Source organism: Streptomyces sp. NPDC054047 (genome assembly GCF_055585065.1).
In genome coordinates this window covers 456940-471662 of sequence record NZ_JBVJKV010000002.1, presented here as the reverse complement: position 1 = coordinate 471662, position 14723 = coordinate 456940, and the positions used below count along the sequence as shown (strand labels likewise).

Below are 14723 nucleotides of genomic sequence, written 5' to 3'. Positions count from 1 at the left end.
CGCCAGCCATGGGGCACGCCGCCCGCTTTCATTGAAACCGCAAGCACTTCTCACGCATATCGGCAGACACCCACGCGAATGAGGTTATGAACATGTCTACTCTCACCGGCAGGACGGCTCTGGTCACCGGCGGCAGCCGCGGCATCGGCGCGGCGATCGCGCTGCGGCTCGCGCGGGAAGGCGCCGATGTCGCGATCACGTACGTCAACGGGGAGGCCGCCGCGCGTGAGGTGGCCGCCAAGATCGAGGCGGCGGGGCAGCGCGGCTTCGCCATCCGGGCGGACGCGGCCGACGCCGGGGACGCCGCGGGCGCGGTGGAGCGCGCGGCCGACGACCTGGGCCGCCTGGACATCCTGGTGAACAACGCGGGCATCGGGGTCCTCGGCCCCATCGGGGACCTGGCGCTCTCCGACATCGATCGGGTGCTCGCCGTCAACGTGCGTTCGGTCTTCCTGGCCTCGCAGGCGGCGGCCGGGCGGCTGGCCGACGGGGGCCGGATCATCTCCGTCGGGACGGCGCTCACGCGCTACGCGGGCGGGACCGGCAGTTCGCTCTACGCGATGAGCAAGGCGGCGCTCATCGGTATGACGAAGCCCCTGGCGCGGGAGCTCGCCGACCGGAGGATCACGGTGAACGTGGTGCACCCGGGTGCGGTCGACACGGACATGAACCCCGCCGACGGGCCGTTCGCCGAGCCCCAGAAGGCGGCGAACGCGCTGACCCGCTTCGGTGCGCCCGACGAGGTGGCCTCCCTCGTCGCCTATCTCGCCGGTGAGGACGCCGCGTTCATCACCGGCTCGGAGCTCGTGGTCGACGGCGGGCATGCCGCGTAACCGTGCGCGGGCATGGTGATGGGGCGCACCGGGGCTGTCCACCCGGTGCGCCCCACGTTCTTCAGCGGGCTTGGGCGGGCCCGATCAGCCGCCCAGCTCCTGGTGACGCGCCGTCAGGCGGCTCGCGCCCGCCTCGGTCAGCGAACCGAAGAGGTGCAGGCGGGAGATGCCGCCGTCCGGGAAGATGTCGATGCGCACGTGCGTGCCGACGACCGGGGCGTCCAGGACGAAGCGGTGGTTGGTGTCGGGCTGCAGGCGGGTGCGGGGCAGCGCCTCGACCCACTCGCCGCTCTCGCCGTCCCGTACCGAAAGCGCGGCCCAGCCGGCCGAATTGCCCTTGAGGTACGCGGTGTCGATCTCGACGGCACGGATCTCGGACTGGGCGACCAGCTGGTAGCGGATCCAGTCGTTGCCGTTGTCGCGGCGGCGCCGCGTCTCCCAGCCGTCGTCCATCTTGCGGGAGCGGCCCGGCTGGATGGTGTTGGTGGCCGGGGAGTAGAAGCGGTCGGACGCGTCCTCGACCTGGCCGCCGTTCTCCAGGGCGAGCACGTCGAACGTGCCGAGCGTGGCGAGCCACTTGGGGTCGGCGACGACCTCGCCGTACACCCGCAGGCGCGCGATGCCGCCGTCCGGGTGCTGATTGACGCGCAGGTGCGTGAAGCGCTGCTCGACGTCGACGGCGAAGCCGTTGGCCGCGTGGCCGCCGACCGCCGTGCGGGGCACGAGCGTCGTCCACTTCACGTCGTCCGCGAGGAGCTCCTCGGGGGTCGGCGAACCCTCGACGTTGGCGCCCTCGACCGAGACGGCCTGCGGGTAGTTGCCGCGGAAGTGGGCGGTGTCGATGACGAGACCGCGTACGACGCCGGGGGCACCGAGGCGGACGAGGGCCCAGTCGTGGTCGTCGGCGGTGGGCCACGGCTGCCCGGCGGAGACGCCGCGGCGGCGGCGGGTCTCCCAGCCGTCCATGACCTTGCCCTTGTGCCCGAAGTGCTCCGGGTCGAAGACGGCGTCGTGCGCGAGGAGGAGGTTCTCGCGCATCGCGAAGAACTCGTCGTTGGCGGCGATGACGCCCGCGCCGAGCTGCCGGTCCGCGAGGTTCGCGTACTGGGTGAAGGGGAAGTCGGCGGTGCGGTAGTCCGCGTACGGGTCGCCGCCGCCGTAAGGGCTCGCGTCGCCGGTGAAACTGGGTATCGCCGTCACGGTGATCAGTTCTTCCTTTCCAGAAGTCGGCCTGCGGGTTCGCTGAACTCGCCGCCGTGCAGGATGCGTTCGCCGCGCAGCCAGGTGGACTTCACGACGCCGCTGAGGGTCTTGCCCGCGTACGCCGTGACTCGGTTCCGGTGCTGCAGCTCCGCGGGGTCCACGGTGAAGGTCTCGTCGGGCGCGAGGACCGCGAAGTCGGCGTCGCGGCCGGCCTCGATGGCGCCCTTCTGGTCGAGTCCGACCAGTTCGGCGGTGCGCGTCGACATCCAGCGCACCACGTCCTCGAGGCTGTGGCCGCGCTTGCGGGCCTCGGTCCAGACCGCGGGGAGGCTGAGCTGGAGCCCGGAGATGCCGCCCCACGCGGTCGCGAAGTCGTCGGTCTTGAGCTCGGCGGTGGACGGCGAGTGGTCCGTCACGACGCAGTCGATGGTGCCGTCGGCGAGCGCTTCCCAGAGCAGATCCTGGTTGGCGGCCTCGCGGATGGGCGGGCAGCACTTGAACTCGCTCGCCCCGTCCGGGACTTCCTCCGCGGTGAGCGTGAGGTAGTGCGGGCAGGTCTCGACGGTGAGCTTGACGCCATCGCGCTTGGCGGCGGCGATCAGGGGCAGCGCGTTCGACGACGACAGGTGCAGTACGTGGACACGGGCGCCGAGCCGCTTGGCGAGCCCGATGAGGCCCTCGATGGCGGCGTCCTCGGAGACGCGCGGCCGGGTGTCCAGGTAGTCCGTGTACTTGGGGCCGCTCTTGTGCGGGGCCGCGTCCAGCTCGTGCGGGTCCTCGGCGTGCACGATGAGCAGGCCCCCGTGAGCACCCAAGCCCGCGATCTCGGCCATGGAGGTGGCGAGGTGGTCCTGGTCCAGGTGCGGGAACTCGTCCACGCCGGACGGCGAGAGGAAGCACTTGAAGCCGTAGACACCGGCGTCGTGCAGGGGCTTGAGGTCGCCGACGTTGTCGGGCAGGGCGCCACCCCAGAAGCCGACGTCGATGTGCGCCTTGGTCCGTGCGACGTCCTGCTTCGTGCGCAGGTTGTCGACGGTGGTGGTCGGCGGCAGGGAGTTGAGCGGCATGTCGACGAGGGTGGTGATGCCGCCGGCTGCCGCGGCGCGGGTGGCGGTCCAGAAGCCCTCCCACTCCGTGCGGCCCGGGTCGTTCACATGGACGTGCGTGTCGACGATGCCGGGCAGCAGGACGTCGTCGCCGAGGTCCTCGATCCTGGCCCCCGCCGGTACGTCGGCGTCGTGCGCCAGGACGGCCGCGATCTTCCCTCCGGAGACCGTGACCGACGCGGCGCGGGTTCCCTGCGGTGTGATCACGCGGGTCGAGCGCAGCACCAGTTCTACGTCCACGTCCTCAACGCCCTTTCTTCGCTTCTTCGCTGTCGCTCGGCTGTTCGCCGTCGCTTGCCGTGTTGCTCGCCTGTTCGTTCTTTTCCGCTACACAGACCATTCGTTTCCGCTAAACGGAATTCAACGTTCTGTTGAATGAGTCTTCACGGCCGACCCCGAACCGTCAAGAGGCCACCTGGCACGCCCTGGACGTTTCCACAAAGTGGAATTAGAATTCCGCAGACCAGAACGTAGCTATGCACAACCGGGCCGTCAAACGATCACCAGGCGCGACGGCGGGTAAGCGGACAAAGGCGCCCCGACCGGTCCCTGACCGGCCCTGACCGGCAAAGACGCCAGGGCCGGTCAGAGCCCCGGCGGGGAACCGCCCGGTAGGCTGCTGCCTTGCCCGTCAGCCCCGAAAGGACTGCGCCGTGCCGACGTCAAGCGCCAGCGACGCCTCCACCGAAGTCGCCGCCTCCAAGCCGCCCGCTGCCAGCGGTGGTGTCCAGTCCCTTGAGCGCGCCTTCGACCTCCTCGAACGGATGGCGGACGCCGGAGGCGAGGTCGGCCTGAGCGAGCTCTCCGCCAGCAGCGGCCTTCCGCTCCCCACGATCCACCGCCTGATGCGCACCCTGGTCGCCTGCGGCTACGTACGCCAGCAGCCCAACCGCCGCTACTCCCTGGGCCCGCGCCTGATCCGCCTCGGCGAATCGGCCTCGCGCCTCCTCGGCACCTGGGCGCGCCCCTACCTCGCGCGCCTGGTCGAGGAGACCGGCGAGACCGCGAACATGGCCCTGCTCGACGGGGACGAGATCGTGTACGTCGCACAGGTGCCCTCCAAGCACTCCATGCGCATGTTCACCGAGGTGGGCCGCCGGGTCCTGCCCCACTCCACGGGCGTCGGCAAGGCTCTTTTGGCCCACACGCCACCGGAGGAGGTACGGGCCCTCCTCGCCCGCACCGGCATGCCCGCGGCCACGGAGAAGACGATCACCACGCCGGAGGGGTTCCTCGACGCGCTGGAGGAGGTCCGCAGGGCGGGCTTCGCGGTCGACGACAACGAACAGGAGATCGGGGTGCGCTGCCTTGCGGTGTCGGTCCCGAACTCCCCCACGGCGGCGGCCATCTCGATCTCGGGCCCGGCGGGCCGCGTGACCGAGGCCGCGGTGGAGAAGATCGTGCCGGTGCTGCAACAGGTGGCGGTGGAGCTGTCCGCCGCGCTGGCGAGTTCGGGGCCTGCGGCCTGAAGGGTCGATACCCGCCGGCCTACCCGGCCGGGTCTACCGGTCCCATGACCACGGGCCTGCCGGACGGCCGTCGACCTCGACTCCGTACGGCAGGAGGGGGGCCGTGGGCAGACATCCCGCGGCCCGCGCCCGCCGGGCGAACTCGTCCGCTTCGGGAGCGTCGGCCTTCCGGAGTGCCGCCAAGAGGGCCTCACCGCAGCTGGTGGTCGCTCGGTTGAGGTCGACCTGGGATGCCGGGGCTCGTCGCAGGAGGTGCTGGAGCGCCTCCTCGGCTTCGAGCTCCATGAACGCCTCGAGAAGCCTGGCGACGCTGTTCATGTGCCCGAGGCTCGCGCCCGGGGCGGCACGCCGGACCAGGACCTCGCACGCTCCGGAGAACCCCGCGGCGTTCATGGCCTTCAGCAGGGCGGCGATGCCCATCGTGTCGTCCAGGTCGATGCCGGCGGCGGCCCGGTCGGCGAAGGACCGTGCGGTCTCGTCGGCCCCCGCTAGGACGAGGACGTCCAGGAGCGTCTCGTGCGCATCGAGGTTCGTGGAGAAGTCCACGGCGACTCGGTCCACCAGGCCTTGATCGATCAACTTCCGCACCGCGTCCGGAACGTGGGCCGCGTGGCAGAACCACGCGAGGATGCTGACCTCGTCCAGATCCGTGCTGGTGGTGTTGGCGACATGGTGGAGCGCCAGCCGTCGCGCGGCTCCGTGGGCTCCTGCTTCCGACAGAGCGAGCACGGCGAGCAGTCCGTGCCCCGTTCCCACGTCCGCCTCGGCGCGTGTCACGAGGTGGTCGATGGCCCGCTCGGCGTCGACCGACAGCAGAACCTCGACGACTTCCGCGATGAACTCGGAGACGTGGAGGTCCACTTCGTTGACGAGCACCGTTGCCGTGGCTTCAAAGACCTCGCAGGCTCCGGCCCTTCGCAGCGCGCTGAGCAAGGGCTGGATCTCGTGCGGATCCTCGTACCACACGTGCCCGGCAACCTCCCGCCGCAACAGCGTCGCCAGGGCTTCCTCGCGGCCGGCCGCGCACAGCGAGTCCAGGAGAGCGGTGACTGTTTCGGGGTCGGTCAGATCCAGCTCGGACACGGCGCGGTCGGCGAGAACGGCGAACTCGTCCATGGCCCCGTACTCCCGCAAGGCGCCGAGAAGTCCGCAGACCGCCCTCTCGACATCGTCCGGACCCGGCACGAGACCGACATGCCGGGCCGGTCCGCGGCTCAGCAGCGTCCGTACGGCATCGTCGGCCCCGGCAAGGCGAAGAACTCCCAGCAGGCACCCGACGGTTGCGGCATCGGTCAGCCCGACCCTTGCCGCCGGGTCGAGGGCGAGCAGCGAGTGCACGGCTTGCTCGGCCCCGGCATGCCACAGCTCCGCCATCAGGCCAGGAAGTTCATCGGGGTCCAGGCGCGAAGCCTCGGTGGTGATCCTGGTGGCGAAGGCAGCCAGGAGGTCGGGAGCCTCGGCCGTGTTCAAGGACCGGATCAGCATCACGGTCGCCCACGTGTCCACCAGGTCGAGCTCGTCGGCCGCACGCCGGGCCAGAGACCGGAAGGAACGCTCGGTGCAGACCCGCCGGAGATCGGGCAGCACTCGTACCAGAGCACGTGGGGCGAGCTGATCGGTGTGCTGCAGCAGTGAGTCCACGAGGGCTTGGACGACCTCCGGAGAGGCACCCTTGTCCGTCAGACGCACGGCGAGTGCTCCGCCGGTCACGACATCCGCCGGGTCGGTCCGATCCACGAGCCGACGTGCGAGCTCGTCGACGGCTTCCTGGGCTTGCGCCGCGGCCAGGAGGTCCAGGATCTCGTCAGTCTGGCGCGTCCGGGACGGATGGGCCTGCGCTGCCGCCCAGTGTGCGATCCGGTGGGCGTCCGGATGTGTCGCGGTGCGTTTGAGAAGACGGATCAAGGCTTCGCCGCTGCCCGCCTTCGCGGCCCTGCGGTCCAGGTCGACGGCGTACCGGAACAGCCCGCGCTGCCAGGCGGCTTCCTGCAATGAAACGAGGTCCGCGGTCTCCTCCGTGTGGCGGCAGAGGGCTTCCCACAGGGACGCCGAACCGGCCTGGTCGGCGCGGACAGGGGGGATGTGCTGACGGAGGTAGACCGTGGGCTCGTACAGAGGCGGGGCTCCCGCGGTGTCCCGTCGCGCCCTCAGAGGCGTCAGGGTGCAGCGGATGTCGGTGCGGGTGCCGTCGAGCCGTTCGCCGGTCGTCAGCGCGTCGAGGACGAGTGCCGCCCAGTCCGCGCTCGGGGCCCGGTGGTGCGGGGCGAGCGTGCCGTCGGCTGCGTCCGCCAGGAGGGCCGAGGACAGCGGCGATGAGTGGCCCAGGCGGTGGGCGTCGAGCGCCGCGGTGATCAACGCGTGCTCATGGCGCGTGAAGTGGTCGTCGGGGCCGCTCAGATAGGCATCGAGCAGTTCGGGGCCGCCGCTGAGATGCTGCACCATGCGCCCGTCCCGCGCTCCCGCCCGCTCGGCGTACGCCAGGCGGTCGTCCCCATGGTGCGCGGCGAGCTCCCGCCACTGCTCCCGCTCCTCAGGGGTCAGCTCGGCCGGGACCCGGATCCGGTGCGTGTGGGCGCCGACGAGCAGGGCCCGCGCATGCGGATAGGGGTCCCGGGGCTTTCCTTGCCTGGTCAGCTCCTGCCAGTACGGGTTCTGCCACAAGGTGGCGACGGCCGCCACCCCTTGGTGCCGTTCGAGGAACAACCGCAGCTGCGCGGCGACCTGTTCGCCCTCGCTGTCGTACAGGATCCGCTGGAACTCGTTCAGCCACAGCACGGTGCCGGGACGTGCCGCCCCGTCGGCCAGGAGCGACAGCAGGTCCTGTGCGGTCGCGGGCCGCAGGAGCGGCTGGTCGGGGGCCAGTTCACGCACGGCCTCGTACAGGGCGCGAGTCTTGCCGGTCGAGGACTCCCCGGTCAGTACCAGGAGGGCCGAAGATCCACCGGCGAGCGCCTTCTCCAGCCGCCTGCGCAGCTCTCCGTCCAGCTCACGGCTCAGGTACGGGGACAGGGTGGGCAGTGTCCGGCGCCGGGGCCTGGGCAAGGGTGCCTCGTGCACCTCCAGTTGTTCAGCGGTCAGATCGGAGAGCGATTCGGCTTCGGACCGTTCCTCCGGCGGCGTGCGGCGCTCGGCCCCTTGCTCGTCGCGAGCCTTCCCCAACAGGTCGCGCAACTCGCGTCCTGGCGGCGGTTCCTGTGCCCAGTCGGCCCAAAGCGCGGCCAAGGCCAGGACTCTGTCGTCACTGGCCGCTTGGGGCAGCTTGAACCCGGCCACGTCCCGGGGAGCCCAGTCGCTGATCCGCTTCCGTGAGAAGCCCCGAGCACCTGGAGCAGCGGCGGATGTCCTGAGCGTCGTCTCCACCACGGTCTGGCTGAAGGAGAGCCCTTGAGCCCTCCGGCGCGCCTCGGCCCGCTCACGCAATCCGCTCAGGATCTCCCACACGCGCTGTCCGGCCGTCCCCATCCGAATGCGCCTCCCCCTGCCCGGGCCACCCGCGACAGGCGCTTCGGGCACTTCCCTCGGTGGCGTTGACCAGCAGGATAGTTCGCCCGCTGCCCGGTTCGCCCGGATGTCGGAGGTTGCACGAACACGTGGAGTCAGAGTGGCTCCCGTACCGGGCCACGGTCCCGGCGCAGTGGTCATCCGCCCGCTCAGACCCCAAGAGGTTCACGTGTGCCGTCACTTCGAGAAGCCCGAGCCCGACCGCGTACCGGCCCCACCGAAGGAAGAACGGGAAGTCACGTCCCCACCGCTGTGGCAGGAAGTGCGGCGCCGCATCGCACTCGGGGCGGCAGGAGTGGTCATGCCTGCGCTGCTGGGCCTCTTCGAGTGGTGGTCCCGACGCTAGGTCAGCTCCAGGGATCAGCGACACGGCCGTCCGGTTCGAGTCCGTACCGGAGCAGTTGCCGACGGCGGGGGTCGTCGCCGTCCTTCCCCAAGAGCCACAGGCCAGAGGAATCCCCGGACGCCACGGCTCTGAGGGCGAGGCTTTCGGCTTCGACGTGCTCACCGGCCTCGTCCAAGAGCCGTGCCAGGTGGACGAGACCCCAGGTGAATCCTTGGTCAGCGGCGTCCTGACAGGCGGCCACTCGCCCGGCCTCGAGGCGCGCGCGCAGTTCCCTCAACGCGTCCAATGCGTCCGCCGGAACCTGCGATCCGTGTGCCGCCACCCTCCCCGCCCCTCACTTGCTGTCCTGTTCACCGGTGTTCATCTTTGTCCAGGCGCACCATGGCGAACAGTCACTTCGGCAGATTCGACCCCGCTTTACCCATCAGTCGGCGTCGAAGGAGAAGAACGCTGTGTCCGACCACACCGTCATGATCGCGCTCGCCCTGGCCGTGACCATCGTGATCGCTGTCCTGGTCGCGGCAGGTGCCGGGTACCTCGCCCGTCGCGATCAGGCGACCTACCCGGCCGCACTGACGCGCGCCGCCGTGGCATTCGCCGCCACCCTCACTCTGGCCGCCGTGCTCACCACCGCGCTCGTCGATGTCGGCGCGTCCTGACGCCACGAGGATGTCTGGCGTCGGCAGCGGCTCGGTCCCCTCCTCGCCGATGTCTCAACGCGAAGGCCGCTGCCCGGCGCCGCCCCGGATCAGCCCACGCCCCGTCGCCACCGCGACCGCCGCCGTACGCGAATCGACGCCCAGCTTCGCGTAGATGTGCACCAGGTGGGACTTGACCGTGGCCTGGCTCAGGAAGAGCCGCTTGCTGATCTGCAGGTTGGACAATCCCTCCCGCACCAGCCGCAGCACCTCCAGCTCGCGCCCGGTCAACGCCTCCCCGGGCGTCCGCATCCGGTCCATCAGCCGATGCGCGATCGCCGGCGCGAGGGCGGACTGCCCCGCCGCGGCGGTCCGCACCGCCGCCGCCAGCTCCTCCGGCGGCGCGTCCTTCAGGAGATATCCCGCCGCGCCCGCCTCGACCGCGGCGAGGATGTCGGCGTCCGTGTCGTACGTCGTCAGGACGAGCACCCGCGGCGCCCCCGGCACGGCGGTGATCGCGGCCGTGGCCTGCGCCCCGTGCATCCCCGCCCCGAACTGAAGATCCATCAGGACGACGTCGAACCCGCCGGTGGCGGCCAGCGACACCGCGGCCTCGGCCGTCGCCGCCTCCCCCACGACGGCGAAGCCGGGCTCGGTGTCGAGTACCGCGCGCAGCCCGGCGCGCACGACGGGGTGATCGTCGGCGAGGAGCAGCCGGATGGGCTCCGGCGCCTCGGCGCTCACAGTGCGGCCTCCATCGGACCGGCTCCCACCGGAGCAGTCCCCGTCGGAACGGCTGCGGTCGGAACGGCTGCGGTCGGAACGGCCCCCGTCGGAACGGCTTCGGTCGGAACGGCCCCCGTCGGGAGCGGCAGGGTGACCGCGACGGCGGTTCCCTGCCCCGGCGCCGACTCCACGCTAAGCGTCCCGCCGAGCGATCGGGCCCGGGCCCGCATCGCGGGCAGACCGAACCCTCCGTCCTGCCCGTTGTCGTGGGGCGCGGACGCCGGGTCGAAGCCCCGCCCGTCGTCGACCACGTCCAGGGACACCGAGGTGTCCATGAAGCTGAGCGTGATCTCGGCGCGCCTCGCGCCCGCGTGCCGGACGGTGTTCGCGAGGGCGGACTGGGCGGTGCGGAGCAGGGCGACTTCGTACGGGGTCGGCAGCTCGGTGGGTGTACCGCTCACCGTGAACTGGACCTGGACGTCCGAGGCGGGCGATGCGGACGCGCTTGCCGATGCGCTTGCCGATGCGGAGAGCCTTTCCAGCGCTCCGGCCAGCGAGCCGTGCTCCAGGTCGGGCGGGCTGAGGGCGCGCACGAAACGCCGTGCCTCCGCGAGGTTGTCCTGCGCGGCGGCGCGGGCCTGCTCGATGTGCGGGGCGGCGGGCGATCCCGCGGGCAGCGCGCGTTGCGCGGCGCGCAGCAGGAGCTGGATGGAGGACAGGCCCTGCGCGAGCGTGTCGTGGATCTCGCGGGCGAGGCGTTCGCGCTCGGCGAGGGTGCCCGCGGTCCGCTCGGCGGCGGCGAGCTCGGCCCGGGTGGCCATGAGCTCGTCGATCAGTTCACGGCGCCGCTCGCTCTCCCGGTACAAGGCCTGGTACCCGAGGACGGTGGCGACCGCCACGGCCGCGCCGAGCAGCGGCCCGATGAAGCTGCCGGGCGACACGGGAGAGCCGTGCAGCAGGAAGCTGGCGATGGCGGCAGCGGCGGTCAGCGCGACGGCGGGCAGGCCCCAGCGCAGAGGCAGCAGATGCATCTGGAGGAAGTAGAGGGGGAAGGCCGCCCACAGCCCGTCCGGCGACAGGACGAGCAGCGCCACCCAGCAGGCGCCGAGCACCGCGAGCCACACGGCCGCCGCCCGCTGCGACCGAGCCACGGCCGGACTGAACGTGCCCGCCGCGTAGACGCCTCCCATGACGACCACCACCGCCACGACGACACCGCCACGCGCCGCACCGTCGGCCACGGCCCGCACGGCAGCAAGCGCGAGCAGCCCCACGAGCAGCGCGTGCAGGCAGAGGCGCAGGGCGAGGGTGACGGGGGTGGTCCGCGAGGGGGATGAGGGGGCCAGGGAGTCGTCGGGGAGCATCGGGGCCTCGGTCGGGGGTGAGGGTGGGAGCGGGGAGGGTGCGGGGGCGGGTGCCCGGAGGCGGTCTCGGTCGGAGGGGGCGAGGGCGGATGCCCCCAGAGCTGATCTCAGGCGGAGGCGGGAGCAGGGGCGGGGGCCGGTTTCGGTCCGGGGGCGCTCCGGCTCCGGGGCGGTCTCGGTCGGGGGTGAGGGCGAGGGCGGGAGCGGTGGCTCCCGGAACCGGTTCTCGGCCGGAGGCGGGAGCGGGGCGGGGGCCCAGAGCTGATCTCGGTCGGAGGCGCCCGGTACCAGTTTCGGCCCGGAGTGAGGGCGGCAGCGGGGCGGGGCCCGGAGCCGGTTTCGGTCGGGTGGGAGCGGGAGCGGTGGCTCCCGGAACCGGTTCTCGGCCGGAGGCGGGAGCGGGGCGGGGGCCCAGAGCTGATCTCGGTCGGAGGCGCCCGGTACCGGTCTCGGCCCGGGGTGAGGGCGGCAGCGGGGCAGGGCCCGGAGCCGGTTTCGGTCGGGTGGGAGCGGGAGCGGTGGCTCCCGGAACCGGTTCTCGGCCGGAGGCGGGAGCGGGGCAGGGGCCCAGAGCTGATCTCGGTCGGAGGCGCCCGGTGCCGGTCTCGGCCCGGGCTGAGGGCGGCAGCGGGGCGGCGCCCGGTGCCGGTTTCGGTCGGGGGTGGGTGCGGGTGCTTCCGGAGCTGGTCTCGGTCGGAAATGGGGGCGAGGGCAGAGTCGGGGGTCCGGTGCGATTCGCGGGCCGGGGTCCGCCCCGTGGCTTCGAGCGGGACTGGATTCCCGGCGCAAGTCCGGGCTCGGCACTCGGGGAGTTGTTCATCGGACCCTCCAGCGTAGGCGCAGCCGCCCCCGCTTCCGTCAACCGAAAGGTTGATCGCGGGCTCCCTCCTTCGATCCGGGGGAAGCGTGCTGCGGCGCGATGCCGCGCGGGTGGGCACGGACGGAGGGTGGGGCCATGTTCGTCGCATGGAGAGACCTTCGGTTCGCCAAGGGGCGGTTCGCCCTGATGGGAGCCGTCGTCGTACTCATCACTCTGCTCGTGGGGCTGCTCTCCGGGCTCACGGCCGGGCTCGCGAGGGAGAACACCTCCGCGATCACCGGCCTCCCCGCCGACCACCTCGCCTTCGCCGCGCCACCGCCCGGCCAGTCCGCCTCCTTCACCAGCTCCCAGGTGCAACAGCGCGCCTGGGAGACCTGGGCGAAGCAGCCGGGCGTACGGTCCGCCGAGCCCATCGGCATCAGCACCCTGAACGCCACCGCCGGTGACCGCTCGGCCGCCGTGTCCGCCTTCGGGGTCGAGCCGGACTCCGGGATCGCGCCGGCCGGCGTCGCGCCGGGCAGGGCCGTGCTCTCGGAGAAGGCCGCGGCGGACCTCGGAGTCGGCCCCGGGGACACGGTGCGGCTCGGGGGCAGCGGAGTCGAGGAGAGCGTCGCGCGGATCGCGTCGGACGCCTCGTACAGCCATACCCCTGTCGTCTGGACCGCGCTCGACGACTGGCAGGGGCTCGGCCACCGGGGTACGTCGCTGGACGAGCAGGCCACGGTCGTCGCGCTGCGGACCGGCGGCGGAGTCGATCTCGCCGCCGGGGACGAGGCGGCGGGCACGGAGACGAAGTCCCTCGACGGCGCGCTCACGGCCATCGGCTCCTACCAGGCGGAGAACGGTTCGCTGCAGCTCATGCGCGGCTTCCTCTTCGTCATCTCCGCGCTCGTCATAGGGGCGTTCTTCACGGTGTGGACGATCCAGCGCGCCGGTGACATCGCGGTGCTGAAGGCACTGGGCGCGTCCACTCCGTACCTGCTGAGGGACGCCCTCGGCCAGGCCGTGCTGATACTCGCCGCCGGGACGGCCCTGGGGACGGGGATCGCCGCGGTGGTCGGCTCCGCGATCGGCGGCGGCGACGTCCCCTTCGTCCTCGACGCTGCGACCGTGCTGTGGCCCGCCGCCGTGATGATCGCCCTCGGGGCGTTGGGCGCGGGCCTGTCCGTCCGGCGGATCACCGCCGTCGACCCGTTGACCGCGCTGGGGAGTGCCCGATGAGTCTGTCCCTCGAAGACATCACGCTGACGTACCCGGACGGTGAGGGCCGCCTCACGGCGCTCGACGGGGTCGACCTCGACGTCCCCGCCGGAACGCTGACGGCGATCGTCGGCCCGTCCGGCTCGGGGAAGTCCAGCCTCCTCGCGGTGGCGGCGACGCTGGCGACGCCCGACGCGGGGCGGGTACTGGTCGGAGGTACGGAGACAGGTGCGCTGTCCGCGGCGGAACGCACGGAGTTGCGGCGGCGGAGGATGGGGATCGTCTTCCAGCAGCCGAATCTGCCGGCCTCGCTGACCGCGCTGGAACAGGTGGAGCTGATGGCGCGCATCGACGGTCGCGGACGCCGACGCTCCGGCGAGGCCCGGGCGCGGGCACGGGAGCTGCTCGCCACGGTGGGCCTCGACGGTCTCGCGCATCGACGCCCGCACCAACTGTCGGGCGGCCAGCGCCAACGGGTCGGCATCGCACGGGCGTTGATGAACGCACCCGCGGTGCTCCTGGTGGACGAGCCGACCAGCGCCCTGGACCACGAACGGGGCGCGGCGGTCCTCGATCTGCTGGGACGCCTCACCCGGGAGTGGCGCACGGCAACGGTCCTGGTCACCCACGACCGAGCCCGGCTGGCTGTCGCCGACCGGGTGGTGGAACTGGTGGACGGAAGGGTGGGGGCCCCGGCGGAGAGCTCCTTCCCGTAGCACCCCTCCCCGGAGCCCCGCCCCGCCCCGGAGCCCTCACCGCCCCGGGGAAGAGGTCCGAGTCCACCCCCCGGCCGAGGGCCAACTGGGCGCAGCCGGTGATCAACAACCCGCCGAGGGGACGGAGCTCGCCGCCGAGAAGCGCTGGAATCCAGCCCGCTCTGCGGCCGAGGGGGACCTCGGCCGGGGCAGTCGTCAGTGAGGGTCCCTGGCCGGGGGAGCCGGGAGTTCGGGGCGGGGCGGGGGCGGGGGCGAGGGCGAGGGCTGGGAGAAGTCTTCCGGGGTGATCCTCCGCAGCGTTCGGCGCACCCCTCGCGGCACCGCAGGCCCCGGCACCGTCATGACCCGGCACCGCGCATGCCTCTGTACGTAGCGTCGTGCCCTCCCCCAGCCCCTGCGCGTGCCGAGGATCACGAGGTCATCCGTCGAGGCGGCGGCCAGGTCACACACCGCCCGGCCCACCGCGCCCCGCACCACCCACCGCTCCACCGCGACCCCCTCCGGCGCCCCGCCGAACACCTCGTCGAACGCCCGGTCCAGTCGCTCCCGGGCCGCCGACTCCCAGTGCTTGGCCCACGCCCGGTCCGGGCGCCGCGCGTACAGCCCCTCCCCTTCCGGCGGCTCCCAGGCGATCACCGCGACCAGGGTGCGACCGGCCCTTCGCGCCTCTTCCGCCGCCACCCGCAGCGCCGCGAGACTCGCCGGTGAACCGCTCACCCCCACCACGACCCTTGCCTCCACGGCCAGCCCCCTCCCTCGTCGCACCTCGTCGCGCCTCGTCGCACCAGCGCCTAGTAGCAA

Annotated in this window: 11 protein-coding genes; 5 read left to right on the top strand and 6 right to left on the bottom strand. The window is 72.2% G+C overall.

The genetic code is table 11. The annotated features are described in order from the left end of the window. The first annotated feature begins 86 nt into the window (after positions 1 to 86). Positions 87 to 833: an SDR family NAD(P)-dependent oxidoreductase gene (locus tag ACZ6ZP_RS08730; protein ID WP_361462092.1), complete on the top strand. Its 747-nt coding sequence runs from the start codon at positions 87 to 89 to the stop codon at positions 831 to 833. An 84-nt stretch (positions 834 to 917) separates the two neighbouring features. Here ACZ6ZP_RS08730 and alc read toward each other — a convergent pair whose 3' ends face one another. Further along, positions 918 to 2033, bottom strand: coding sequence for an allantoicase (gene alc, locus ACZ6ZP_RS08725; RefSeq protein WP_351158899.1), 1116 nt, complete (start codon positions 2031 to 2033; stop codon positions 918 to 920). Between the two features lie 5 nt (positions 2034 to 2038). Then, positions 2039 to 3382, bottom strand: coding sequence for an allantoinase AllB (gene allB, locus ACZ6ZP_RS08720; protein WP_351158897.1), 1344 nt, complete (start codon positions 3380 to 3382; stop codon positions 2039 to 2041). Between the two features lie 413 nt (positions 3383 to 3795). On the opposite strand from allB, the gene ACZ6ZP_RS08715 reads away from it, so the two are divergent. Then, the gene (locus tag ACZ6ZP_RS08715) at positions 3796 to 4611 is read left to right on the top strand and encodes an IclR family transcriptional regulator (protein WP_351158895.1); all 816 of its coding nucleotides are present in this window, start codon (positions 3796 to 3798) and stop codon (positions 4609 to 4611) included. A 33-nt stretch (positions 4612 to 4644) separates the two neighbouring features. Here the strand turns inward: ACZ6ZP_RS08715 and ACZ6ZP_RS08710 are convergent, their stop codons facing one another. Then, a complete protein-coding gene (locus tag ACZ6ZP_RS08710) occupies positions 4645 to 7833 on the bottom strand; it encodes a hypothetical protein (protein ID WP_469406115.1) in 3189 nt (1062 codons plus the stop codon). A 1077-nt stretch (positions 7834 to 8910) separates the two neighbouring features. Between ACZ6ZP_RS08710 and ACZ6ZP_RS08705 the strand changes: the two genes are divergently transcribed. After that, the gene (locus ACZ6ZP_RS08705) at positions 8911 to 9117 is read left to right on the top strand and encodes a hypothetical protein (protein ID WP_351158887.1); all 207 of its coding nucleotides are present in this window, start codon (positions 8911 to 8913) and stop codon (positions 9115 to 9117) included. Positions 9118 to 9171: 54 nt separating this feature from the next. Here ACZ6ZP_RS08705 and ACZ6ZP_RS08700 read toward each other — a convergent pair whose 3' ends face one another. Together ACZ6ZP_RS08700 and ACZ6ZP_RS08695 are read right to left on the bottom strand one after the other, a co-directional pair. Further along, positions 9172 to 9840, bottom strand: a complete 669-nt coding sequence (locus ACZ6ZP_RS08700; protein ID WP_351158885.1) for a response regulator transcription factor — start codon at positions 9838 to 9840, stop codon at positions 9172 to 9174. Beyond that, complete coding sequence (locus ACZ6ZP_RS08695; RefSeq protein WP_469406113.1) at positions 9837 to 11186, bottom strand: sensor histidine kinase; 1350 nt, start codon at positions 11184 to 11186, stop codon at positions 9837 to 9839. The genes ACZ6ZP_RS08700 and ACZ6ZP_RS08695 overlap by 4 nt, the downstream gene beginning before the upstream one ends. A gap of 955 nt (positions 11187 to 12141) precedes the next feature. On the opposite strand from ACZ6ZP_RS08695, the gene ACZ6ZP_RS08690 reads away from it, so the two are divergent. Then, the gene (locus ACZ6ZP_RS08690; RefSeq protein WP_469406112.1) at positions 12142 to 13227 is read left to right on the top strand and encodes an ABC transporter permease; all 1086 of its coding nucleotides are present in this window, start codon (positions 12142 to 12144) and stop codon (positions 13225 to 13227) included. Beyond that, positions 13224 to 13922, top strand: a complete 699-nt coding sequence (locus ACZ6ZP_RS08685) for an ABC transporter ATP-binding protein (protein WP_351158878.1) — start codon at positions 13224 to 13226, stop codon at positions 13920 to 13922. The genes ACZ6ZP_RS08690 and ACZ6ZP_RS08685 overlap by 4 nt, the downstream gene beginning before the upstream one ends. Positions 13923 to 14117: 195 nt before the next feature. Here ACZ6ZP_RS08685 and ACZ6ZP_RS08680 read toward each other — a convergent pair whose 3' ends face one another. Continuing rightward, complete coding sequence (locus ACZ6ZP_RS08680; RefSeq protein WP_469406111.1) at positions 14118 to 14663, bottom strand: universal stress protein; 546 nt, start codon at positions 14661 to 14663, stop codon at positions 14118 to 14120. Between the last annotated feature and the right edge of the window lie 60 nt (positions 14664 to 14723).